This window comes from Streptomyces sp. NRRL S-1022 (genome assembly GCF_000720135.1).
Taxonomy (GTDB): Bacteria; Actinomycetota; Actinomycetes; order Streptomycetales; family Streptomycetaceae; genus Streptomyces.
This window is the reverse complement of record NZ_JOIU01000012.1, coordinates 259,358-282,899: the sequence shown is the minus strand read 5'-3', so window position 1 is coordinate 282,899 and position 23,542 is coordinate 259,358. Positions and strand designations below refer to the sequence as shown.

General features: G+C 73.7%; 21 protein-coding genes. 14 read left to right on the top strand and 7 right to left on the bottom strand.

Annotated features, from left to right (window positions below; translation table 11 throughout):
* Positions 1-15 precede the first annotated feature (15 nt).
* From IG05_RS0119085 to IG05_RS0119060, 6 genes are all read left to right on the top strand, one after another.
* Complete coding sequence (locus tag IG05_RS0119085; protein ID WP_030344087.1) at positions 16-2,865, top strand: DEAD/DEAH box helicase; 2,850 nt, start codon at positions 16-18, stop codon at positions 2,863-2,865.
* Between the two features lie 351 nt (positions 2,866-3,216).
* Positions 3,217-4,905 carry a sensor histidine kinase gene (locus IG05_RS0119080; RefSeq protein WP_199808343.1) on the top strand — a complete coding sequence of 563 codons (1,689 nt, stop codon included), beginning with the start codon at positions 3,217-3,219 and terminating at the stop codon, positions 4,903-4,905.
* The gene (locus tag IG05_RS0119075; protein WP_030344084.1) at positions 4,902-5,306 is read left to right on the top strand and encodes a roadblock/LC7 domain-containing protein; all 405 of its coding nucleotides are present in this window, start codon (positions 4,902-4,904) and stop codon (positions 5,304-5,306) included. Before IG05_RS0119080 ends, IG05_RS0119075 begins: the two co-directional genes overlap by 4 nt.
* Positions 5,303-5,740 carry a DUF742 domain-containing protein gene (locus IG05_RS0119070; RefSeq protein WP_030344082.1) on the top strand — a complete coding sequence of 146 codons (438 nt, stop codon included), beginning with the start codon at positions 5,303-5,305 and terminating at the stop codon, positions 5,738-5,740. Before IG05_RS0119075 ends, IG05_RS0119070 begins: the two co-directional genes overlap by 4 nt.
* A complete protein-coding gene (locus IG05_RS0119065) occupies positions 5,721-6,341 on the top strand; it encodes a GTP-binding protein (protein WP_030344080.1) in 621 nt (206 codons plus the stop codon). Before IG05_RS0119070 ends, IG05_RS0119065 begins: the two co-directional genes overlap by 20 nt.
* Positions 6,342-6,387: 46 nt before the next feature.
* Entirely contained in the window at positions 6,388-7,884 is a 1,497-nt protein-coding gene (locus IG05_RS0119060; RefSeq protein ID WP_030344079.1) for a cytochrome P450, read from the top strand.
* A gap of 1 nt (position 7,885) precedes the next feature.
* On the opposite strand, the gene IG05_RS0119055 is transcribed toward IG05_RS0119060, so the two are convergent.
* On the bottom strand, positions 7,886-8,854 hold the full coding sequence (locus IG05_RS0119055; RefSeq protein ID WP_030344077.1) for an RluA family pseudouridine synthase: 969 nt from the start codon (positions 8,852-8,854) through the stop codon (positions 7,886-7,888).
* Positions 8,855-8,941: 87 nt separating this feature from the next.
* Here IG05_RS0119055 and IG05_RS0119050 point away from each other — a divergent pair, with 87 nt between their 5' ends.
* Positions 8,942-9,523: a GNAT family N-acetyltransferase gene (locus tag IG05_RS0119050; protein ID WP_030344076.1), complete on the top strand. Its 582-nt coding sequence runs from the start codon at positions 8,942-8,944 to the stop codon at positions 9,521-9,523.
* 66 nt (positions 9,524-9,589) lie between these two features.
* On the opposite strand, the gene IG05_RS0119045 is transcribed toward IG05_RS0119050, so the two are convergent.
* Positions 9,590-10,438, bottom strand: a complete 849-nt coding sequence (locus tag IG05_RS0119045; protein ID WP_030344074.1) for a siderophore-interacting protein — start codon at positions 10,436-10,438, stop codon at positions 9,590-9,592.
* 113 nt (positions 10,439-10,551) lie between these two features.
* A complete protein-coding gene (locus IG05_RS0119040) occupies positions 10,552-11,472 on the bottom strand; it encodes a 5'-3' exonuclease (protein WP_030344072.1) in 921 nt (306 codons plus the stop codon).
* A gap of 352 nt (positions 11,473-11,824) precedes the next feature.
* On the opposite strand from IG05_RS0119040, the gene IG05_RS0119035 reads away from it, so the two are divergent.
* Entirely contained in the window at positions 11,825-12,397 is a 573-nt protein-coding gene (locus tag IG05_RS0119035; protein ID WP_030344070.1) for a helix-turn-helix domain-containing protein, read from the top strand.
* 61 nt (positions 12,398-12,458) lie between these two features.
* Positions 12,459-13,241, top strand: a complete 783-nt coding sequence (locus tag IG05_RS0119030; protein WP_158838959.1) for a helical backbone metal receptor — start codon at positions 12,459-12,461, stop codon at positions 13,239-13,241.
* Here the strand turns inward: IG05_RS0119030 and IG05_RS0119025 are convergent.
* Entirely contained in the window at positions 13,153-14,310 is a 1,158-nt protein-coding gene (locus IG05_RS0119025; RefSeq protein ID WP_030344067.1) for a TDT family transporter, read from the bottom strand. The two genes, IG05_RS0119030 and IG05_RS0119025, sit on opposite strands and share 89 nt — an antisense overlap.
* A gap of 70 nt (positions 14,311-14,380) precedes the next feature.
* On the opposite strand from IG05_RS0119025, the gene IG05_RS0119020 reads away from it, so the two are divergent.
* Entirely contained in the window at positions 14,381-15,304 is a 924-nt protein-coding gene (locus IG05_RS0119020) for a LysR family transcriptional regulator (RefSeq protein WP_030344066.1), read from the top strand.
* A gap of 184 nt (positions 15,305-15,488) precedes the next feature.
* Positions 15,489-16,439 (top strand): aminoglycoside phosphotransferase family protein, encoded by a 951-nt coding sequence (locus IG05_RS0119015; protein ID WP_030344064.1) that lies wholly within the window; start codon positions 15,489-15,491, stop codon positions 16,437-16,439.
* On the opposite strand, the gene IG05_RS0119010 is transcribed toward IG05_RS0119015, so the two are convergent.
* A complete protein-coding gene (locus IG05_RS0119010) occupies positions 16,423-17,109 on the bottom strand; it encodes a gamma-glutamyl-gamma-aminobutyrate hydrolase family protein (protein WP_030344063.1) in 687 nt (228 codons plus the stop codon). The genes IG05_RS0119015 and IG05_RS0119010 overlap by 17 nt on opposite strands.
* A gap of 112 nt (positions 17,110-17,221) precedes the next feature.
* Positions 17,222-17,959, bottom strand: a complete 738-nt coding sequence (locus tag IG05_RS0119005) for a FadR/GntR family transcriptional regulator (protein ID WP_030344061.1) — start codon at positions 17,957-17,959, stop codon at positions 17,222-17,224.
* A gap of 95 nt (positions 17,960-18,054) precedes the next feature.
* On the opposite strand from IG05_RS0119005, the gene IG05_RS0119000 reads away from it, so the two are divergent.
* Genes IG05_RS0119000 through IG05_RS0118990 form a run of 3 tightly spaced genes read left to right on the top strand, consistent with a single transcriptional unit; the run spans position 18,055 to position 21,609 of the window.
* On the top strand, positions 18,055-19,413 hold the full coding sequence (locus tag IG05_RS0119000) for a glutamine synthetase family protein (RefSeq protein WP_030344060.1): 1,359 nt from the start codon (positions 18,055-18,057) through the stop codon (positions 19,411-19,413).
* A gap of 43 nt (positions 19,414-19,456) precedes the next feature.
* Positions 19,457-20,830 (top strand): aldehyde dehydrogenase family protein, encoded by a 1,374-nt coding sequence (locus tag IG05_RS0118995; RefSeq protein ID WP_030344059.1) that lies wholly within the window; start codon positions 19,457-19,459, stop codon positions 20,828-20,830.
* The gene (locus IG05_RS0118990; RefSeq protein ID WP_030344058.1) at positions 20,827-21,609 is read left to right on the top strand and encodes a 3-oxoacyl-ACP reductase; all 783 of its coding nucleotides are present in this window, start codon (positions 20,827-20,829) and stop codon (positions 21,607-21,609) included. Before IG05_RS0118995 ends, IG05_RS0118990 begins: the two co-directional genes overlap by 4 nt.
* Positions 21,610-21,624: 15 nt before the next feature.
* Here the strand turns inward: IG05_RS0118990 and IG05_RS0118985 are convergent, their stop codons facing one another.
* On the bottom strand, positions 21,625-22,827 hold the full coding sequence (locus IG05_RS0118985; protein ID WP_030344057.1) for an amino acid deaminase/aldolase: 1,203 nt from the start codon (positions 22,825-22,827) through the stop codon (positions 21,625-21,627).
* Positions 22,828-23,542 lie beyond the last annotated feature (715 nt).

The following is a 23,542-nucleotide window of genomic DNA, read 5'->3' as shown; positions in this document are numbered from 1 at the left end:
CCGGGGATCCGGATAATGATCGTCCTGTTGTCGGCGGCGCCCGGTACGCTCGAAAGTACGATGACAGAGGATCTCTCACCGGCCGAGCGGTACGCGGCAGCCCGCAGGCGGGCAGCCGAGCAGGCCACCGCCCTCGCCTCCTTCCGCGAGATGTACGACTTCGGCCTCGACCCCTTCCAGATCGAGGCCTGCCAGGCACTCGAAGCGGGGAAGGGCGTACTGGTGGCCGCCCCCACCGGCTCGGGCAAGACGATCGTGGGCGAGTTCGCCGTCCACCTCGCGCTGCTGCAGGGCAAGAAGTGCTTCTACACGACACCCATCAAGGCGCTGTCGAACCAGAAGTACGCCGATCTGTGCCGCCGCTACGGCACGGCGAAGGTCGGCCTGCTCACCGGCGACAACAGCGTGAACTCCGACGCCCCGGTGGTCGTGATGACCACCGAGGTGCTGCGGAACATGCTCTACGCCGGCTCGCAGACCCTCCTCGGCCTCGGCTATGTGGTCATGGACGAGGTGCACTACCTCTCCGACCGCTTCCGCGGCGCCGTCTGGGAGGAGGTGATCATCCACCTGCCCGAGTCGGTCACGCTGGTCTCGCTCTCCGCCACCGTGTCCAACGCGGAGGAGTTCGGTGACTGGCTGGACACCGTCCGGGGCGACACCGAGGTGATCGTCTCCGAGCACCGGCCCGTGCCGCTGTTCCAGCACGTGCTCGCCGGGCGCCGGATGTACGACCTGTTCGAGGAGGGCGAGGGCCACAAGAAGGCCGTCAACCCCGATCTGGCCCGTCTCGCCCGCATGGAGGCCACCCGGCCGTCGTACCAGGACCGCAGGCGCGGCCGGGCGATGCGCGAGGCCGACCGGGAGCGGGAGCGCAGACAGCGCTCGCGCGTGTGGACCCCGGGCCGGCCGGAGGTCATCGAGCGGCTCGACTCCGCGGGCCTGCTCCCGGCCATCACGTTCATCTTCAGCCGTGCCGCCTGCGAGGCCGCCGTCCAGCAGTGCCTGTACGCGGGCCTGAGGCTCAACGACGAGGAGGCGCGCGAGCAGGTCCGCGCCCTGGTCGAGGAGCGCACCGCCTCCATCCCGACCGAGGACCTGCACGTCCTCGGCTACTACGAGTGGCTGGAGGGCCTGGAGCGCGGGATCGCCGCCCACCACGCGGGCATGCTGCCGACCTTCAAGGAGGTCGTGGAGGAGCTGTTCGTCCGCGGCCTGGTCAAGGCCGTCTTCGCCACCGAGACCCTCGCGCTCGGCATCAACATGCCCGCCCGCTCGGTGGTGCTGGAGAAGCTCGTCAAGTGGAACGGCGAGCAGCACGCCGACATCACGCCCGGCGAGTACACCCAGCTGACCGGCCGGGCCGGCCGCCGCGGCATCGACGTCGAGGGCCACGCCGTGGTGCTCTGGCAGCGCGGCATGAGCCCCGAGCACCTCGCCGGTCTGGCGGGCACCCGTACGTATCCGCTGCGCTCCAGCTTCAAGCCGTCGTACAACATGGCGGTCAACCTGGTCGAGCAGTTCGGCCGGCACCGCTCGCGCGAGCTGCTGGAGACCTCCTTCGCGCAGTTCCAGGCCGACAAGTCGGTCGTCGGGATCTCCCGCCAGGTGCAGCGCAACGAGGAGGGCCTGGAGGGCTACAAGGCCTCCATGACCTGCCACCTCGGCGACTTCGAGGAGTACGCGCGGCTGCGCCGGGAGCTGAAGGACAGGGAGACCGAGCTGGCCCGGCAGGGCGCCGTCGAGCGCCGGGCCGAGGCCGCCGTCGCCCTGGAGAAGCTGAAGCCGGGCGACGTCATCCACGTGCCCACGGGCAAGTACGCGGGCCTCGCCCTGGTGCTGGACCCCGGGCTGCCCGCGGGCCGCTCCGACGGCCACCGCGGCCTCGACCACCACGACGGGCCGCGCCCGCTGGTGCTGACCGCCGAGCGGCAGGTCAAGCGGCTGGCGTCGATGGACTTCCCGGTGCCGGTGGAGCCGCTGGACCGGATGCGGATCCCGAAGTCCTTCAACCCGCGCTCGCCGCAGTCCCGCCGGGACCTCGCCTCCGCGCTGCGCTCCAAGGCCGGGCACATCCCGCCGGAGCGGGCACGCAGGAAGCGGTCCCAGGCCGCCGACGACCGCGAGATCGCACGGCTGCGCACGGCGATCCGCGCGCACCCGTGCCACGGGTGCAACGACCGTGAGGACCACGCCCGCTGGGCCGAGCGCTACCACCGGCTGCTGCGCGACACCTCGCAGCTGGAGCGGCGCATCGAGGGCCGCACCAACACGATCGCGCGGACCTTCGACCGGATCGTGGCCCTGCTGACCGAGCTGGACTATCTGCGCGGCGACGAGGTCACCGAGCACGGCAAGCGGCTCGCGCGGCTGTACGGCGAACTGGACCTGCTGGCCAGCGAGTGCCTGCGCGAGCGGGTCTGGGAGGACCTGGCACCCGCCGAACTCGCCGCCTGCGTCTCGGCGCTGGTCTACGAGGCACGGGTCGGCGACGACGCCATGGCGCCGAAGCTGCCCTCCGGGAAGGCCAAGGCCGCGCTCGGAGAGATGGTCCGGATCTGGGGCCGGCTCGACGGGCTGGAGGAGGACTTCCGGATCAGCCAGACCGAGGGTGTCGGGCAGCGCGAGCCCGACCTCGGGTTCGCCTGGGCCGCGTACATGTGGGCGTCCGGCAAGGGGCTCGACGAGGTGCTGCGGGAGGCGGACATGCCGGCCGGCGACTTCGTGCGGTGGTGCAAGCAGGTCATCGACGTGCTCGGGCAGATCTCGGCGGCTCCCGCGGCGGGTTCGACGGTGGCGAAGACCGCGCGCAAGGCCGTCGACCAGTTGCTGCGGGGCGTGGTGGCCTACTCGTCCGTCGGCTGACCCGTCCGTCTTCGCCCGGAACGGCGATCGCGGCCGCCTAGGTGCGGCCCCGGTCGCCGTTTCACTCTTCACGGTAAGTGAGTTTCGTACGCCCGTCGGGTGTTACCTACCGTGTTCGAACAAAAGCCCTGCGTGTAAAAGGAGTTGAGGTTACTCCTCCTGTGCGGGCGATTTCAGGTGCTTGCCGAATATGACACGGCGATGATCCGGTCGGACTAAGCTCGCCCGCGGCGCACCGAGTTGAGCGTATTCGTGCGTCTGTTCCCAAACGTGCCGTACGTCCCGAACATATCTGTACCTTCCCCCCGCAAGCCCTCCCGACACCCAGCCGATTCGTCTCAGAAGGCATCCATGGTGAGTGTTCAGAAGCCTCCCGGTCGCCGCGAACGCCCCTATGCGCGAGTGCTCCTGCCGCCGGCGATAGTGATGGCCGCGGCGGCCGGCGCCGCCGTCGCCCTCGTACCGCCCGCGGCCCGGCTCGCCGTCGGCGTGTGCGGAGCGCTGGCCGTGCTGCTGGTCCTCGGCACCGCCGGGGAGGCCGCCCGCCGCGGCCGACGGCTCCGCGAGGCACAGGCCGAACACGCCCGTCACACGGCGTACCTGGAGCAGCGGATCGCCGCCCACAACGAGCTGATGGAGCGCTTCGCCACCGAGGTCCTGCCCAACGGCTTCTACCGGCTGCGCCGCGGCGCGGTGCTCCGCAACGTCGTCCGCGACGTCTTCGACGCGGACCCCTACCTGCGCTCCCTGCCCGACGGCTACCGCGAACTGATCCGCATGGCGCTGCGCGGCGCCGACCAGGAGATCTCGATGCGCGACGCCACGGAGCGCTCCTTCGTGAGCGTCGCCCGCCGCGTCCAGGCCATCGTCCACCAGCAGGCCCAGGAACTCCGCGAGATGGAGGAGGACCACGGCCGCAACCCCGAGGTCTTCGACGACCTGCTGCGCATCGACCACGGCACCTCGCTGATCGGCCGGCTCGCCGACACCATCTCCGTCCTCGGCGGCGGCCGGCCCGGCCGCCAGTGGCCTTTGCCGGTCTCCCTCTACAGCGTGTTGCGCGGTGCCATGTCGCGCATCCTGGAGTACCGCCGCATCAACCTGGCCTCCATCGTCAACATCAACATCAAGGGCACCTCGGTCGAGCCGGTCATCCACGCCGCCGCCGAACTCCTCGACAACGCCACCCGCTACTCGCCGCCCACCACCAAGGTGCACGTCACGGCCGTCGAGGTGCAGTCGGGCATCGTCATCGAGATCGAGGACTGCGGGGTCAGCCTCAGCGAGGAGTCCCGCGCCCGCATCGAGCAGATGATCGAGGACGCCAAGAACGGTGAGGACGCCCACAACCTCGGCGAGAACCCGCGCCTCGGCCTCGCCGTCGTCGGCCGCCTGTGCAAGCGGTTCGACATGGAGGTCTCGCTGCGCTCCTCCGCCTACGGCGGGGTCCGCGCCATCCTCGTGGTGCCGCGCGTCATGACGACCACCGAGCCCGGCGTCGGCGCCGTGCAGGCCCACGGCATCGGTGCCGCCGCGGCCCAGATCCCGACGGCGGACGCCGTCGAGGGCCCCAAGCGCCCGGCCAAGAAGCGCCGCCCCACCAGCCCCAAGATCCCCGCCGGGGTCTCCCTGGAGGACGAGGTCCCCGAGGTCACCGAGTGGACGGCGGGCGGCCTGCCGCAGCGCCGCAGCCGGGTGCGGACCCCGCTCACCCAGCGGTACGCCGAACAGGCCGCCATCGAACGGGCCGAACGCGAGGGCCGGCCGACCATCTGGTCGCAGCGCAAGCCGGAGCCCGAGCCGGAGCCCGAGATCGACCCCGAGCGCAAGAAGCTCATGGACCGGCCGCCGGGCCTGTGGATGGAGGACTTCTGGAACGGCCTGCGCAAGGGCATGCCGCCGGACACCCCCACCCACGAACTGACCGACTTCACGCTCCACCCGACCAAGTACCTGCATCTGCTCAACGATTCGGCCGACTACGCCGAGGGCGCCACCGAGACCGCCACCGGGGCCGACGACGAGGGGGACCTCAAGTGATCCAGCAGCGAGGCAACCTGGACTGGATGCTCAAGCAGCTGAACGACGGCGTGCCGGGCATCGAGATGATCGTGGTCCTCTCCGCGGACGGACTGCGCATCGCCCGCTACGGCGGCGACCCCGACGCCGCCGACCGGGTGGCCGCCGCCTGCGCGGGCGTACAGAGCCTGGCCAGCGCCATCATCCAGGAGCTGCCCGGGGCCGGCGACATGAAGACCGTCGTCTTCGAGATCGACGGCGGCTACTTCTACCTCATGAACGCCGGCCCCGGCGCCTTCCTCGCCGTGCTCTCCGACGTGACCTGCGAACCGGGCCGGATGAGCGGCATGATGCGCGACCTCGTCGTCCGGATCGGCGCCCATCTCACCAGTCCGCCCCGGCGGAACGGGCAGACCGTATGACCCCTCCACGACGCACGCGGCGCCGGCCGCAGCCCCTGACCCCGCAGCCGCAACCGGCTCCCCGGCCGCCGCAGCCCGCGCTGCCGGAGGCGGCGGACGGCCAGGGGCCGCGGCAGAACCCGGAACGGCTGTACTCCGTGGCCGGGTCCGACGGCGCCCGCGCCGAACTCGACCTGGTGACGCTGATCGTGGCGCGCACCGCGCCACCGGTCTCCGCCACGCCCGAGCAGGCGGCGGTGCTCCGCCTCTGCCGCGCCCCGCTGTCCGTGGCGGAGCTCTCGGCCTATCTCAGGCTTCCGTTCAGCACGATGACCGTCCTGCTCACCGAGCTGATCACGGCCGAACTGGTGCACGCGCGCGCCCCCATCGTCCGCCAGGCCGTCCCCGACCGATCACTTCTCGAAGCGGTGATGCATGGACTTCAAAGGCTCTGACACCCTCCCCGGCCCGCGCACCGAGGACCAGCTGCCGCACACGGCACAGGCCGCGGTGAAGATCGTGATCGTGGGCGGTTTCGGCGTCGGCAAGACCACCATGGTCGGTTCGGTCAGCGAGATCAGACCGCTGACCACCGAGGAGACCATGACGCAGGCCGGCATCGGAGTCGACGACGACTACGGCTCCGACTCCAAGACGGCCACCACCGTGGCCATGGACTTCGGCCGCATCAGCATCACCGAGAAACTGGTGCTCTACCTCTTCGGCACCCCCGGCCAGGAGCGCTTCTGGTTCCTGTGGAACGGCCTGTTCGAGGGCGCGCTCGGCGCGGTCGTGCTCGTCGACACCCGGCGCCTGGAGGTCAGCTTCGACGTCATGGGGCGGCTGGAGGAGGGCGGTGTGCCCTTCGTCGTCGCCGTCAACTCCTTCCCGGACGCGCCCCGTTACCCCGTCGAGGAACTGCGCATCGCACTCGACCTGGGCCCGGACGTCCCGATCATCGAGTGCGACGTACGCCGCCGGGCCTCCAGCAAGGACGTGCTGCTGACCCTGATGCGCTTCCTGCACTCGCTCGCCATGTCCGGCGCCCTCACCTGACGGCAGCCCCCGACCCCTGCCCTTTCCGTTTTCGAAAGCGACGACTGTGACGTCTGAACCCTCCTTTCCGACCGGCACGCACGACACCCTCTCCGGTCCGCCGCCGGGCTGCCCCGCGCACGGCCTCGTCCCCGGGGGACCGCGCCGGCTCTACGGCCCCGAAGCGGAGGACCTCGGCGAGCTGTACGAGCGCCTGCGCGAGGAGCACGGCCCCGTTGCGCCCGTGCTCCTCCACGACGACGTCCCCATGTGGGTGGTCCTCGGCCACGCCGAGAACCTGCAGATGGTGCGCCAGGCCTCCCAGTTCACCCGGGACAGCCGGATCTGGACCCCGCTGCGCGAGGGCAGGGTCAAGCCCGACCACCCGCTCATGCCGCACATCGCCTGGCAGCCCATCTGCTCCCACGCCGAGGGCGAGGAGCACAAGCGGCTGCGCGGCGCCGTCACCGCGGCCATGGAGACCATCGACCACCGCAGCGTGCGCCGCCACATCGGCCGCTACACCCAGATCCTGGTCAACAGCATCTGCGAGCGGGGGCGGGCCGACCTGGTCTCCCAGTTCGCCGAGCACCTGCCGATGGCCGTGATGTGCGAGATCCTCGGCATGGCCGAGGAGTACAACGACCGGATGGTGCAGGCCGCCCGGGACGCCCTCAAGGGCACCGAGACCGCCATCCAGAGCCACACCTACGTCATGGAGGCGCTCGGCCGGCTCACCGCCCGGCGGCGCGCCGAGCCCGAGGACGACTTCACCAGTCACCTCATCACCCACCCGGCCGGGCTCACCGACGACGAGGTCCGCGAACACCTGCGGGTCGTCCTCTTCGCGGCGTACGAGGCCACCGTCAACCTGCTCGCCAACGCGCTGCGCATGGTGCTGACCGAGCCGGGGTTCCGCGCCCAGCTCAACGGCGGCCAGATGACGGTGCCGGAGGCGATCGAGCAGTCCCTCTGGGACGAGCCGCCGTTCAGCACCGTCCTCGGCTACTACGCCAAGCAGGACACCGAGCTGGGCGGCCGGCAGATCCGCAAGGGCGACGGGCTGCTCTTCGCGCCCGCCCCGGGCAACGTCGACCCGCGGGTCCGGCCCGACCTGTCCGCGAGCATGCAGGGCAACCGCGCGCACCTCTCCTTCGGCGGGGGCCCGCACGAGTGCCCCGGCCAGGACATCGGCCGCGCCATCGCGGACGTCGGCGTCGACGCGCTGCTGACCCGGCTGTCCGACATCCAGCTCGACTGCCCCGAGGAGGACCTGCGCTGGCGGTCGTCCATCGCCTCCCGGCACCTGGTGGCCCTGCCGGTGCGCTTCGAACCGAAGCCGCAGCAGGACGTCGACCTGCCGCCGCAGGCCATGCCCGTGCCGCAGCAGCGCTCCCACTGGCAGGTCGGCACCCTGAGCACCGACCCGGCGCCGCCCGCCGGCTCCCGGCCGGCCACCGTCCACCCCGGCCCCACCCCGCCCCCGTCCCCTGCACCGGACCCGCAACCCGTCCGTCCCCGGGGCTTCTGGCAGCGGCTGCTGGCCTGGTGGCGCGGCGAGTGAGTCACGTCCCTCCCGGGGACCGGACCCCGGCGGCCCACGACTCGTACGACGTCCAGGCGCTCAGCGTGCGCGCGCTGGTGAACGCGTGCTCCGCGCCCGTGACCGGGTCGGTGAACTCCAGTGCCCGGGCCAGCAGTTGGAGGGGACGGCGGAAGGCGCCGGGGGATTCGCAAGCAACCGCCTCGGGATAGAGCGGGTCGCCGAGGATGGGGACCCCCAGGCTGTTCAGATGCACCCGCAGCTGGTGGGTCTGGCCGGTCGTGGGGACGAGCCGGTAGCGGCCGAGTCCGGCGCGGTGCCCGGCCAGTTCCACCCGGGTCTCCGCGTTCGGCTCGCCCGCGACCTCCCGGGCGGCCCGCACCCCCCGCTCCTTGACGATCCTGCTGCGCACGGTCCGGGGCAGGGTGAGCGCGGGATCGTACGGCGCCACGGCCTCGTACTCCTTGCGTACGCGCCGGTCCCGGAACAGCGTCTGGTAGGCGCCGCGCTCCTCGGGCCGTACCGTGAACAGCACCAGTCCGGCGGTGAGCCGGTCCAGGCGGTGGGCCGCCGTCAGCGCCGGGACGCCCAGCTCGCGCCGGAGCCGGGCCAGCGCGGTCTCGGCGACGTGCATGCCGCGCGGTGTCGTGGCCAGGAAGTGCGGCTTGTCGGCCACCACGATGTGCTCGTCCCGGTACACCACCTCCACCGGGAACGGCACCGGCACCTCGGTGGGCAGCTCACGGTGGAACCAGACGTACATCCCCGGCAGGTACGGCGCGTCCGGCGCCACGGCCCGCCCGTCGGCCCCGACCACCAGCCCCGCGGCGAACATCGACTCGATCGTGCCGGGCCCGGCCCCCGTCAGCCGCTCCACCAGGTGTTCGCGCACGGTGGCCCACGCCCCGTCCACGGGCAGCCGTACCCGCACGGGGTCGACCCCTTCGCGCTGGGGGAGCGGGGCGGGCGGGGGCGGCGTACGGCGTCTCATCGGGGTCAAGGGTACGGGGACGGCGTCACCGGGACGGGGGCCGAAATCGGCTGCGCCGATGGCCGCGAACTCGGCAGGATGACGACCATGCCCTATCTCACCAGCCCGGTCGTGGCCCCCGGCGCGCTGGCCGGCGCCCCCCAGCCCACCCTCCCCGCCGGCGACGGCCTGGTCCTGCGCCCCTGGCGGGCCGAGGACGCGCCCGCGGTGCACGCCGCCTTCCAGGACCCGGTCCTGCGGCAGTGGCACATAAGGTCCTGCGAGTCCGCCGAGGAGGCCGCCGGCTGGATCACGCAGTGGCACCAGGGGTGGGCGGACGAGCGCGAGGGGCAGTGGGCCGTCGTGGAGGGAGCGACGGACGAGCTGCTGGGCCGGGTCGCGCTGCGCCAGATCCAGCTCGGGGACGGCGTCGCCGAGGTGGCGTACTGGACGGTGGCGCGGGCGCGGGGCCGGGGCGTCGCCGTGCGCGCCACGGCGGCCCTGGCCCACTGGTCCTTCGAGGAGCTGGGCCTGCACCGCCTGGAACTCACGCACGCCATCGCCAACGAGGCGTCCTGCCGGGTCGCCGGCAAGGCCGGGTTCGCCCTGGAGGGCACCAAGCGCAGCGCCCTGAACCATCCGGACGGCTGGCACGACATGCACCTGCACGCCCGCGTGCGCGGCGACTGAGAACCACGACGGACGTACATCGGCGGCGGCACCCGGCCCGGGTGCCGCCGCCGGTTGTACGTCCGCTCAGGCCGCCGCTGCCTCCGCGCCCTCCTGCTCGGCCTCGATCCGGGCGTTCCACTCCCGCTTGGAGGCCTGCCAGCCGTCCTCGTTGTGGCCGAGGCGCCAGTAGCCGGAGATCGACAGGTCCTCGCGCGGGAACTCCCGCTCGACCCGCAGCAGCCGGCGCAGCTCCTTCACGAAGCCCGCCTCGCCGTGCACGAAGGCGTGCACCCGGCCTTCGGGGAACTCCAGCGCGCGCACCGCCTCCACCAGGACCTCGCCGACCGGGCGGCCCCCGCGGTGCAGCCAGACCACCGGCACCTCGGTGTCGATCCGCTGCTCCTCCTCGGGGCCGGACACCTCGACGAAGGCGTGCGCACGGGCGCCGGCGGGCAGCGTCTCCAGGGCGCGGGCGATCGCGGGCAGCGCGCTCTCGTCACCGGCGAGCAGGTGCCAGTCGGCCTCCGGGTCGGGAGCGTAGGCGCCGCCGGGGCCCATGAAGCGCACGGTGTCGCCGGGCTGCGCCCGGAGGGCCCAGGGACCGGCCAGGCCCTCGTCGCCGTGGACGACGAAGTCCAGGGTCAGCTCCCGCCGGCCCGGGTCCCAGGCCCGCACGGTGTACGTACGGGTCACCGGCCACTGCTCGCGCGGGAACTCGGCGCGGATCCGCTCCAGGTCGAACGGCTCCGGGTAGGTGACGCCGTCGGCACCGAACAGCAGCTTCACGTAGTGGTCGGTGCAGGTGTCCGCGGCGAATCCGGCCAGGCCCTCGCCGCCGAGCACCACGCGCTGCATGTGCGGGGTCAGCCGCTCGGTGCGCAGCACCCGGGCGGTATGGGGCTTGCGCGGCTTTCGTCCCGGACGCTCTGCCATCACGGCCTCCTGCGGGGTTGGTTAGGTTTACCTAAGTTAGCATCCCGCTCCGGTTCCACACCTGTTCCGCCCGCGCCCGCCTTGATCCTTTTACCGGAATATTCCGGTCGCCGTCACCGCGCGAGCGTCGTCAACAGCCGCTGCAGGGAGCCGCCGAGGCCCCACCGGTGCCCCAGCGCCTCCAGTGCCGCCGGATCGCGCGGGGCCCGCGGCAGGGCCGTGTCGACGTCCGGCAGCGGCACGTCACCGGCCACCCGCACGACCTTCGGCGCGACCGCGACGTACGGCCGGGCCTCGGTGAGCCGCTTGCGCTGCGACGGCGTGAGCTTCGCCCGCGGGTCGTCGACCGCCGCCATGATCCCGGCCAGGTCGCCGAACTCGGCGAGCAGCTTGGCGGCCGTCTTCTCGCCGATCCCGGCCACGCCCGGCAGGCCGTCGCTCGGGTCGCCGCGCAGCAGCGCCAGATCCGCGTACCCACGCCCGTCGACGCCATACTTCTCGCGCAGCACCGCCGCGTCGGTCAGCTGGAGCGTGCCGACGCCCTTCAGCGGGTACAGCACCCGGATCTCCCGCTCGTCGTCCACCAGCTGGTACAGATCGCGGTCACCGGTGACGATGTCGACCGGACCCCGGGCCCGCGCGGTGAACGTGCCGATCACGTCGTCCGCCTCGTACCCCGCGACACCGACGCGCGCGATGCCGATCGCGTCCAGCACCTCCTCGATCACCGGCACCTGCGGGGCGAGGGTGTCCGGCACCTCCTCCTCGTCCGGCGTGCCCGCGTGCTCCTCGGCGACCCGGTGCGCCTTGTAGGTGGGGATGAGGTCCACCCGCCACTGCGGGCGCCAGTCGGCGTCCATGCAGGCCACCAGGTGCTCCGGGCGGTGGTCCTTGACCAGCCGGTCGATGAAGTCCAGCAGCCCGCGGACCGCGTTGACGGGCGTGCCGTCCGGCGCCTTCACGGAGTCCGGGACGCCGAAGTAGGCGCGGAAGTACAGCGAGGCGGTGTCGAGAAGCATCAGTCGTCCGGTCACGCACGCATCATGCCGCACGCCACCGACAGCGCCCGGTGCTACCTCGACGCGTTCTGCCCGCGGTCGGGATCAGGCCAATCACCCTGCGTCAGGAGCGTTGGCCCGGGCCGGGGTGCCCCGCCCGGCTGGTCGGCGAGTTCATCCTCCGGGGTGACCGGGTCCCGGACCGGTCGCCGGCCCCGGCGCTGGCGCGAACCGACGGGGTGGGGGAGCACGGGGATGTCAGGGATGTGACGGCCACGTGAAACGGTTTGCCGAACATGCGTAGGGTGCAGAGAAGTCATCGGAAGAGGTGTGCCCCGCAGCGGGCACTCGGACAGCGGCACGACGAGTGAGGGAGGGAGCCGGAGCGATGGGCGACCACAAAGAGCAGCAGCCCGTGCGGGTGGGCGCGGCCGTCCGCCGGCGCCGCCGTGCGCTGGAACTGACCCTCGCCGTCGTCGCCGAGCGCAGCGGCCTCTCGGTGCCCTTCCTCAGCCAGGTCGAGAACGACCGCGCCCGCCCGAGCCGCACCTCCCTGGAGAAGCTGGCCGACGCGCTGCGGACCACGGCCGTCGAGCTCCTCGCCGCCGCAGACCCGGCCGCCAGTGTCGACGTCGTCCGCGCCGATCACCTCCCCGAGGGCGACTTCGACCCGCGCACCCGCACCCTGGTGCGCGGCCACCATCAGCTGCACGCCTCCGAGTTCACCGGCGACCACGACGCCGGCCGCGAGTTCCAGCACCGCAACGACGAGCTGATGTACGTCGCCGACGGAGCGGTGGAGATCGAGGCCGAGGGGCGGGCGTACCGGCTCGGCCGCGGCGACACCCTGTACCTGACCGGCGGGGTACGGCACCGGTGGCGGGCCACCGTTCCGGACACCCGGATCATCGTGGTCGCGGTGGCGGAGCACATCGAGGCCGTCCAGGACCGGTCTCGCTGAGGGTGCGACGGGTACGGCGAGTGGGCAGGGGAGCCCGGTGGGCCCGGCGCAGGCGCGCGGCATGACCGCCGGCCGTCCGCAGGTCCGCCGCGGCCGGTCGCGCGGTGCCCCGCGCCCCTCCACGGCCCGGGTCGTCTCCCTGGTCCCGTCGCTCACCGAAGCCGTGGCGGTCACCCTGCCCGGCGCCCTCGTCGGCGCCACCGACTGGTGCACCCACCCGGCGGGCCTCGACGTCACCCGGATCGGCGGGACGAAGAATCCCGAAGTGGACCGCATCCTCGCCCTCGCCCCCGACCTGGTGATCGCCAACGAGGAGGAGAACCGCGCCGTCGACCTCGACGCCCTGCGCTCTGCGGGCGTCGAGGTGCTGGTCACCGAGGTGCGCGGCGTCCCGCAGGCCTTCACCGAGCTGGACCGGGTGCTCACCGCGTGCGGTGCGCCGGCCCGGCCCCGCTGGCTGGACGCGGCCGAGGCCGCCTGGGCGGCGCCGCCCGGGCCGGCGGAGCGCCGGACAGCGGTCGTACCGGTCTGGCGCCGGCCCTGGATGGTCCTCGGCCGGGACACCTTCGCCGGCGACGTCCTGGCCCGCCTGGGCGTGGACCACGTCCACGCCACGTACCCCGAGCGCTACCCCCGCGTCCCCCTGGACGAACTGCGGGCGGCGCGCCCGGACGTGGTGGTGCTGCCCGACGAGCCGTACCGGTTCACCGCCGACGACGGTCCGGAGGCCTTCCCCGGCCTGCCCTGCGCCCTGGTCAGCGGACGGCACCTGACGTGGTACGGCCCGTCGCTGGCGGAAGCGCCACGGGTGCTGGCCGGGGCGCTGCGAGCAGCTCACCGCTGAGCAGGCCGCGCACGGTGCCCCGGGCCGCCGCGAGCCAGGCGGCCACCAGGACGGCGTAGAGGCCGACGGCCAGGGCGTCGTAGACCGCCAGCCCGGTGTGCCGGGCGAGGGCCGCGGCGCCGGTGACACAGGTGCCCACCGGGAAGGTGAACGCCCACCACGTCAGCGTGAAGCCCATGCCCCGGCGCCGGGCCCGCACCAGGTGCGCGGTGGACAGACCCAGCCAGAGCAGCGCGAAGCCCATCACCGGCACCCCGTAGAGCACGGCGAACACGCCGAAACCGCGGTCGTACGGGGCGGGTACGACCCCGGGGGCGGCGTCCGCGATCAGCGCGACGGCGGTGGTGGACTGGCCCAGCGGGCCGAGGACCAGGAACAGGGTCGGGGTGAGCGCGAGCGGCAGCGGCCCCGCGGTGAGCAGCCGGGCGAAGACCAGCGGCAGCATCAGCAGCACGGCGAGCAGGCTCAGCCCGAACAGCGCGAAGCAGGCGAGCAGCAGGGTCTCCCGGGGCTGCCCCGGCGGCAGGTGCGGCACCAGCAGCGGGCCGAGCGCGGCCGACACCATGGGCGCGACCAGCGGCAGCAGCCACACCGGGGTGGCCTGGGCGGCCTCGACGCGATGCCGTACGGCCATCAGGTACGGCACGGCCACGGCGGCCCCGAGCCCGACCGCCGTACCGGTGGTGAACAGCACGGTGTCCAGGGCGACGGCCGCGCGCGTGCCGATCAGCTCGCGGCCGGCCGTCAGGGCGCCGCCGCCGACCGCCAGCAGGGCCATCGCCAGGCAGCCGTAGAAGGGGGCCGTGGCGGGGTCGAGGAGGTGGGCGCGGGCCTGGTCGCGGTGGCGGCTCCAGTGCGCGGCCCGGGCGGCCAGCAGGGCCAGCAGCAGGAGCAGGGACAGCGCCCAGACGGCCGCGTAGACCCCGTGCGGTCCGCGCGCCGGTCCGGGCAGCGCGACGCCGGCCGAGCCGACGACGGCGGTGCCCATCACGCAGGCGTACCAGTTCGGGCCCAGGTGCCGGAGCCGGTCGGCACGAGGGAGGGGCAGGGGCTGGGCAGCGGTGACCATGTCCCCACGGTCCCGTGACCGGTCCTCCCTGACCAGGGAGTTCCTCTCTATGAGGACATAAGCTGGTCTTATGAGCGAGGCGGAGGAACAGCGGCGGGCGACGGCATCCCTGGCGCACCGGGTACCGGACCTCGCCGCGCTGGAGCTGCTGCTGGCGGTGGCGCGGCTGGGCAGTCTCGGCGCGGCGGCCCGCGAGGTCGGGATCACCCAGCCCGCCGCCAGCAGCCGGATCCGCTCCATGGAACGGCAGCTGGGCGTCGCCCTGGTCGACCGCTCGCCGCGCGGCTCCCGGCTCACCGACGCCGGCGCCCTGGTCACCGACTGGGCCCGGCGGGTGGTGGAGGCCGCGGCGGCCTTCGACGCGGGGGCGCGGGCGCTCAGGGACCGGCGGGACTCGCGGCTCAGGGTCGCGGCGAGCATGACCATCGCCGAGTACCTGCTGCCCGGCTGGCTCCTCGCGCTGCACGCCGAGCGGCCCGACACGGCCGTCTCGCTGCTCGCGGGCAACTCCGCGAAGGTCGCGGAGCTGCTGCTGGCCGGCGAGGCGGACGTCGGTTTCGTGGAGGGCCTGTCCGTGCCCACGGGACTGGACTCCACGGTCATCGCCCACGACCGGCTGATCGTCGTCACCGCGCCGGGCCACCCGTGGGCCCGCCGCCGGCGGCCCGTGACGGCGACGGAGCTGGCCGCGACCCCGCTCATCCTGCGCGAACGCGGCTCCGGAACCCGCCAGGTCCTCGACGCGGCCCTCGGCGGCCTGGCCCGCCCGCTGATCGAGCTCTCCTCCACCACGGCGGTGAAGGCCTCGGCGGTCAGCGGCGCCGGCCCCTCGGTGCTCAGCGAACTGGCGGTGGGCGAGGAACTGTCGATGCGGCGCCTGGTCAGCATCCCGGTCGAGGGCGTCTCCCTCCACCGCGACCTGCGCGCGGTATGGCCCACGGGTCACCGCCCGGCCGGCCCGGCCCGCGAACTGCTGTCCCTGACACGGGGGTGACCCGGTCCGGGTGCCTCGCGGCTCCGTTCGCGGATCCCTCCCGGGTGCGGTCCGGCGCTTCCCCGCCCGACCGTAACCGGAGGCGCCCCGCACCCCCGGCGGCGCCCTTCGCCCCGCCCCGGCGCAAGTGCCCCGGCGTAAATCCCTTGGTCACGTCGAGTGGCGGACCGGCACCATGCTCTGCATGACCGTCGTCGCCCCGCCCGCCACGGGCGTCCGTGCTCCCTGGGAAGACCTGCCGGCCGTCGTGCGCGACGCCGTCGGGGAGGTGCTCGGGGCGCCGGTCGTGCGGGCCGTCACGCAGAGCGGCGGGTTCTCGCCCGGTGTGGCCGCCCGGGTGCGGACGGCGGCCGGCGGTACCGCATTCGTCAAGGCGGTCAGCGCCGAGGCCAACCCGCACAGCCCCGGCCTGCACCGCAAGGAGGCACGGCACGCAGCCGCCCTGCCGGCCGGCGTGCCGGCGCCCCGGCTGCTCGGGTCGTACGACGACGGCACCTGGGTGGCGCTGGTCTTCGAGGAGGTGGCGGGACGTCAGCCGCACGTCCCGTGGCGGCCGGCGGAACTGCGCCGGGTGCTCGACGCCGTGACCGTGCTCGCCCGCACCGGCACCCCGTCCCCGGTCGACGCCCCGCCCGCCGCCGGGGAGCTGGCCGGCGACTTCGCGGGCTGGCGCGCGCTCCGTGACGGCGAGGCCGGCGGCGTACGGGACCGGCTCGGCGACTGGGCCGCCGGTCACCTGGCCGAACTCGCCGCGCTGGAGGCCGGCTGGGCCGAGGGCGCGTCCGGGGACACCCTGGCCCACGGCGACCTGCGCGCGGACAACGTCCTGCTCACGGCCGGCGGTGTGGTCTTCGTGGACTGGCCGCACGCCCTGCGCGCCGCGCCCTGGTTCGACCTGCTGGTCATGCTGCCGTGCGTGCGGGCGCAGGGCGGCCCGGAGCCGGAGGAGGTCTTCGCCGGGCACCCGCTCGGCCGGGCGGCGGACCCGGACGCGGTGACCGCCGCGCTGGCCGCCCTCACCGGCTACTTCCTGCGGGGTTCGCTGCGGCCGGCGCCGCCGGGCCTGCCCACCCTGCGTGCCTTCCAGCGCGCGCAGGGCGAGGCGGCCCTGGCCTGGCTCAGGAGGCGGCTGTGACCAGGGCCCGCATCACCCGCAGGTCCTCGGCCATCTCCGGATGCCACTGCACGCCCAGCACCCAGCCCCGGCCGGCCGGCAGTTCGACGGCCTCCACGGTGCCGTCCGCCGCGTAGGCCGACGGGACGAGCCCCTCGCCGAGCCGCTCCACCGCCTGGTGGTGGTACGTCGGCACCGCCAGCTCGTCCGGGACGATGCCGGCGTACAGCGTGCCCGGCACCGGCTTCACCGGGTGCTCGCCGAACGCGCCGACCAGCTCCGCGTGCCCGTCCAGGTGCTGGACGAGCGTGCCGCCGAGGGCGACGTTCAGCAGCTGCATGCCCCGGCAGATGCCGAGCAGGGGCACCCCCGCGGCCAGCGCGGCCCGGATCAGCGCCAGCTCCCAGGCGTCCCGCTCCGGCGCGGGCGGCCCGGTGCGAGGTGAGCGCTCGGCGCCGTACCGGGCCGGGTCGACGTCGGGGCCGCCGGCGATGACCAGCCCGTCGAGCCGGGCCACCGCGGCCCCGGCGTGCTCCGGCGCGTCCGGCGGCAGCAGCGCCGCCAGCCCGCCGGCCCGCTGCACCAGCCGCGGATATCCGGCCGCGAGCAGCACCGCGTCCAGCTCCCACACCCCCCAGCGCACGCCGGACTCCAGATACGTGCTCACCCCGATCAGCGGCCGTGCGGTCATGCTGTCCTCCCTGGCATGCGACGGCGTTCCACGGAAGCGCCCGTGTGACGAGTGCCCTCGGAAAAACTGCCCACCCGCAAAGGTGCTCACCCATACCTTTGCAGACCGCGGTTCAGGTCAGGAAGCCCCGCAGCAGCGCCGCCGTCCCCGCGCAGTGCTCCCGCATCATCTCCCGCGCCCCGTCCGCGTCCCCGTCCAGCACCGCCTCCACCAGCGCGGTGTGCTGCCGCTGGGAGTGCTCCAGGTTGCGCACCAGCAGCGGGATGCAGTCCAGCAGATCGTTCACCGTGGCCCGGACCGCCGCGTACTGCGCGGTCAGCGACGGCGAACCGCACAGCTCGGCCAGCGTCAGGTGCAGCAGCGTGTCCGCCCGCCGGTAGTCGGCCAGCGGGGCCTCGTGGGTGCGGTCCAGCGCCTGCCGCAGCCGCTCCGCCCGCTCCCCGGTCAGCCCGTGCGCCGCGCACAGCCCCGCCGCCCCCACCTCCAGCACCTCGCGGAAGCGCAGCACGTCCTCGATGTCGACCTCGGCTATCCGGCGCCGCAGTTCACCCTCGCCGCCCGCGTCCGCGCGGGGCAGCACGAACGTTCCGCCGTACCGGCCGCGCCGCGCCTCCACCAGGCCCTGGTCCTGGAGCACCTTCAGCACCTCGCGCAGCGTCACCCGGCTGATCCCGAGCCGCTCCGCCAGCTCCCGTTCGGCCGGCAGCCGCTCGCCGCCCGGCACCAGGCCCAGCCGGACGACCTGCAGGATCTGTTCCAGCGCCTCCTCGAAGCCGTTGCCCGCCCGCACCGGCCGCAGCACCGGAACGAGCCGGTCCGCCAGCCCGCCGGCACCCGTGTCCCGCGACATGGGCCGCACCCCCTTCCCAAGCAATGGTTCTCCGCAATACCTTATGGCTCCCGGCCCGGCCGAAAAAGCGCGATGGCGCCCAAGGAGGCTCTCCCGTGGCAGACCGCACACCCCCGCTCAGTGCCGAGGAACTGCACACCCTCGTCGCCGGCGGTGAGATCGACACTGTCGTCCTGGCCTTCCCCGACATGCAAGGGCGGCTCCAGGGCAAGCGGTTCGCCGCCCGCTTCTTCCTCGACGAGGTCCTGCACCACGGCACCGAGGGCTGCGCCTACCTGCTCGCCGTCGACACCGAGATGAACACCGTCGACGGCTACGCGATGTCCTCCTGGGAGCGCGGCTACGGCGACTTCGCCATGCACCCCGACCTGTCCACCCTGCGCCGCATCCCCTGGCACCCCGGCACCGCCCTGCTCGTCGCCGACCTCGCCTGGAACGACGGCTCCCCGGTGGTCGCGGCCCCGCGCCGGATCCTGCGCCGCCAGCTGGAGCGGCTCGCCGAACTCGGCTACACCGCCCAGGTCGGCACCGAGCTGGAGTTCATCGTCTTCAAGGACAGCTACGAGCAGGCCTGGAACGCGAACTACCGCGATCTCACCCCGGCCAACCAGTACAACGTCGACTACTCCATCCTCGGCACCGGCCGCGTCGAACCCCTGCTGCGCCGCCTGCGCAACGACATGGCCGGCGCCGGCCTCACCGTCGAGTCCGCCAAGGGCGAGTGCAACCCCGGCCAGCACGAGATCGCCTTCCGCTACGACGAGGCCCTCGTCACCTGCGACCAGCACGCCCTGTACAAGACCGGCGCCAAGGAGATCGCCGCCCAGGAGGGCGTCTCGATCACCTTCATGGCCAAGTACAACGAGCGCGAGGGCAACTCCTGCCACATCCACCTCTCCCTCGCCGACGCCGACGGCGGCAACGCCATGGCCGGCCCCGACGGGATGTCCGAGGTGATGCGGCACTTCCTCGCCGGACAGCTCGCCGCCCTGCGCGACTTCTCCCTCCTCTACGCCCCCAACATCAACTCCTACAAGCGGTTCCAGCCCGGCTCCTTCGCGCCCACCGCCGTCGCCTGGGGCCACGACAACCGCACCTGCGCCCTGCGCGTGGTCGGCCACGGCCGCTCGCTGCGCTTCGAGAACCGGCTGCCCGGCGGCGACGTCAACCCGTACCTCGCCGTGGCAGGACTGGTGGCCGCCGGCCTGTACGGCGTCGAGCAGCAGCTTGAACTGCCCGACCCCTGCCCCGGCAACGCCTACACCGCCGGGTTCGAGCACGTCCCGACCACCCTGCGCGAGGCCGCCGAACTGTGGGAGAACAGCCCCGTGGCCAAGGCCGCCTTCGGTGACGAGGTGGTCGCCCACTACCGCAACATGGCGCGCGTCGAGCTGGAGGCCTACGACGCCGCGGTCACCGACTGGGAGCTGCGCCGCTCCTTCGAACGCCTGTGACCCCGCGCAGCCCCGTGATCCGATGCCTGGGAAAGGTCATCCCGTGTCCGACCCGCACGAGCTGAAGGTCCTCGACCCCGCCACCGAGGAGATCATCGCCACCGTCCCCGCCGCCACCGCCGAGGACGTCGACGCCGCCGTCGTACGCGCCGGCCGCGCCCAGACCCGCTGGGCGGCCCTCGCCCCCGCCGACCGGGCCCGGCTGCTGCGCCGCTTCGCCGACACCGTCGACGCCCACACCGAGGAACTCGCGCAGCTGGAGGTCCGCGAGGCCGGGCACACCGTCGGCAACGCCCGCTGGGAGGCGGGCAACGCCCGCGACCTGCTGCTCTACGCGGCCGGCGGCGCCGAACGCCTGCTCGGCAGCCAGATCCCGGCACCCGGCGGCTGGAACGTGACCTTCCGGGAACCCCTGGGCGTGATCGGCGTGATCGCCCCCTGGAACTTCCCGATGCCGATCGCCGCCTGGGGCTCCTTCCCGGCGCTCGCGGCCGGCAACGCGGTCGTCCTCAAACCCGCCGAGACCACCCCGCTCACCGCGCTCCGGCTGGCCGAACTGGCCCTGGAGGCGGGCCTGCCCGAGCACGTCCTCCAGGTACTGCCCGGCTACGGCGGCACCGCCGGCCGCGCCCTGGTGGACCACCCGGACGTCGCCAAGATCGTGTTCACCGGCTCGACGCGCACCGGCCGCGAGGTCATGGAACGCTGCGCCCGCCTGGTCAAACCGGTCACCCTGGAACTCGGCGGCAAGAGCCCCAACGTGGTCTTCGCCGACGCCGACCTCAAGGCCGCCCTCGACCCCTTCTCCTTCCTGGACAACGCCGGCCAGGACTGCTGCGCCCGCACCCGGATCCTGGTCCAGGAGAGCGTGCTGGACGAGGCCCGCGCCGTCCTCGCCGACGCGCTGGCCGCCGTCGTCGTGGGGGACCCGGCCGACGAGAAGACCCGGATGGGCCCGCTGATCTCCGCCCGGCAGCGCGACCGCGTCCGCTCGTACGTCCCCGAGGACGCCCCCGCCCTGTGCGGCAGTGCCCCCGACGGCCCCGGCTTCTGGTTCCCGCCGACCGTGCTCACCGGGGAGCGCCACGACAGCCCAGCCGCCCGCGAGGAGATCTTCGGGCCCGTCGCCGTCCTGCTGCCCTTCACCGACGAGGAGGACGCCGTCCGCCTCGCCAACGACACCCCCTACGGCCTCTCCGGCTCCGTCTGGACCCGGGACGTGGGCCGCGCCCTGCGCGTGTCCCAGGCCGTCCGCGCGGGCAACCTGTCCGTCAACTCCCACTCCAGCGTCCGCTACTGGACCCCGTTCGGCGGCTTCAAGCAGTCCGGCCTCGGCCGCGAACTCGGCCCCGACGCACTGACCGCCTTCACCGAGACCAAGAACGTCTTCATCAGCACGGAGGGCCCCGCACAGTGACCGCAGAATCTGTTTGCCGCCGTCTGGCCGGCCGTACCGCCGTCGTCACCGGAGCCGGCAGCGGCATCGGACTCGCCACCGTCCGCCGGCTCGCCTCCGAGGGCGCCCATGTCGTCTGCGCGGACGTCGACGAGGCCCGCGGCAAGGCCGCGGCCGACGAGGTCGGCGGGCTGTTCGTGAAGACCGACGTCACCGACCCCGAGCAGGTCGAGGCGCTGTTCGAGACGGCGTACGGCACCTACGGCAGCGTCGACGTCGCCTTCAACAACGCCGGTATCTCCCCGCCCGACGACGACTCCATTCTGGAGACCGGCCTGGAGGCATGGAAGCGCGTCCAGGAGGTGAACCTCACCTCCGTCTACCTGTGCTGCAAGGCCGCCATCCCCTACATGCGCCGCCAGGGCAAGGGCTCCATCATCAACACCGCCTCCTTCGTGGCCCGGATGGGCGCGGCCACCTCCCAGATCTCGTACACGGCGTCCAAGGGCGGGGTCCTCGCCATGTCCCGCGAACTGGGCGTGCAGTTCGCCCGGGAGGGCATCCGGGTCAACGCCCTGTGCCCCGGCCCGGTCAACACGCCCCTGCTGCAGGAGCTGTTCGCCAAGGACCCCGAGCGGGCCGCCCGCCGGCTCGTCCACATCCCGGTCGGCCGGTTCGCCGAGGCCGAGGAGATCGCCGCCGCCGTCGCCTTCCTGGCCAGCGACGACTCCTCCTTCGTCAACGCCACCGACTTCCTGGTGGACGGCGGCATCGCGGGCGCGTACGTCACGCCCCTGTAGGCCCGCGGGGGTTCGTCAGAGGAACGTGTGCCCCTCGCCGCGGTAGGTGGGCACGGTCGCCGTGACCGTGTCCCCCTCGACGAGGTGCAGCGCCTCGAACCGCTCGCACAGCTCGCCCGCCTTGGCGTGCCGGAACCACACCTTGTCGCCGATGAGCAGGTCGTCGGCGGGCGAGCCGAGCAGCGGGGTCTGCACCTCGCCGGGGCCCTCCTGCGGGTCGTACCGCAGCCCCTCCGGCAGGTACGGCACCGGCAGCCGGTCCGGGCCGGCGGCGCCGGAGGCCGGGTAGCCGCCGCCGAGCACGGTGACGGTCCCGACCCCCGGCCGGCGGACGACGGGCTGGGCGAAGAGGGCGGCCGGACGGCCCGTGAAGGACGTGTAGTTGTCGAAGAGCCGGGGCACGTACAGCCCCGAACCGGCCGCGATCTCGGTCACCGCGTCCTCGGCGGCCGTGTGCTGCACGCTGCCGGTGCCGCCGCCGTTGACGAACTCCAGGTCCGGGGCGACGGCCCGCACCGCCCGCACCACGGCGGCCCGCCGTTCGGCCAGCTCCCGTCGGGCGGCGGCCTGCATCAGCCGGACCGCCCGCGAGCGCAGCGGCCGGCCCGCGACCGCGTCCCCGACCCCGGCGACGTGTCCCTCGTACGCCATGATCCCCACCAGCCGGAAACCCGGCCGCCGGGCCACCGCCCGCGCCAGCTCGGCGAGTTGGGCGGGGGAGTGCAGCGGGGAGCGCCGGGCGCCGACCCGTATCCGGCCGCCGAGCAGCTTCAGCGAGGTGTCCAACTCCAGGCAGACGCGGACCGGTTCGCGCCCGCCGTCGCGGGAGGCGTCGATGAGGTCGAGGTGCGCCGGATCGTCGATCATCACGGTGACGGCACCGGCCAGCTTCGGATCGGCGGCCAGCTCGGCGAAGCCCGCCCGGTCGGCGGACGGATAGGCCAGCAGGACGTCCTCGAACCCCGACCGCGCGAGCCACAGCGACTCGGCGAGGGTGAACGACATGACCCCCTGGAAACCGTCCCTGGCCAGGACCCGTTCCAGCAGGGCCCGGCAGCGGACCGACTTGCTGGCGACCCGCACGGGCTTGCCCGCGGCGCGGCGGACCAGGTCGTCCGCGTTGGCGTCGAAGGCGTCCAGGTCCACGATCGCGAGTGGGGCGTCGAGATGGGCGGTGGCCCGGTCGTAACGGGCCCGGTCGGCGGCGCGCGCAGTCATGACGGAAGCCTGCCAGACAGGATTACCGCAGGGTAGAGGGACGTTCCGGGCAGATGCCCCGGCTCCGCGGACCGGTTCCGTACCGACCCCCGGCAACCCGTAGAGTGACGCGCACGTACGGCGGAGCGCACGTGAACCGGGATGCCGGTCCGGCCGTACGGGTATGCGTGCCCGGGAGGAACAGTGCACCGGGCGCGGCCGGGCCGGCAGCGACGGCCCGCGCACGAGCAGACGGCCCGGGCACGAGGAAACGGGGGGTGCATGAGCCCAGAAGCGCGACCCACCCCCACCTCCGGCGACAACGCCGGCCCCACCGCCGGCACGGGTTCCGCGCGGCGGGGTGACACCGCCGCTCCTGGTGGCAGCACCGGATTCGCCTGGGGGAGCGAGACGGCCGGCTCCGGGCGCGGTGGTGCCGTCGGCGGCAGGCGCGGCGCCGGTTCCGCGGGCCGTACCGGTGTGGTGTCCGGCGCGCCGGTCCGGCGTCCGCCGACGCCCTCGGACGACGACCTCGACGAGGAGCCGTCGGTGTTCACCCCGCGCGGTGCACGGCCGCCGGCCGTCCCGGCCGCGCGTGCGCACCGGCCGCGCTCCTCGGCCGTACCCGAGGTCGCCGACCCCGTGAGCCCACCCCCGCCGCCCGCGTCGGCCCGGTTCCCCGACACGCCCCCGAGCACCGCACGAGCGGCCCGCCGCGACGGCACCGGCCCGGCTG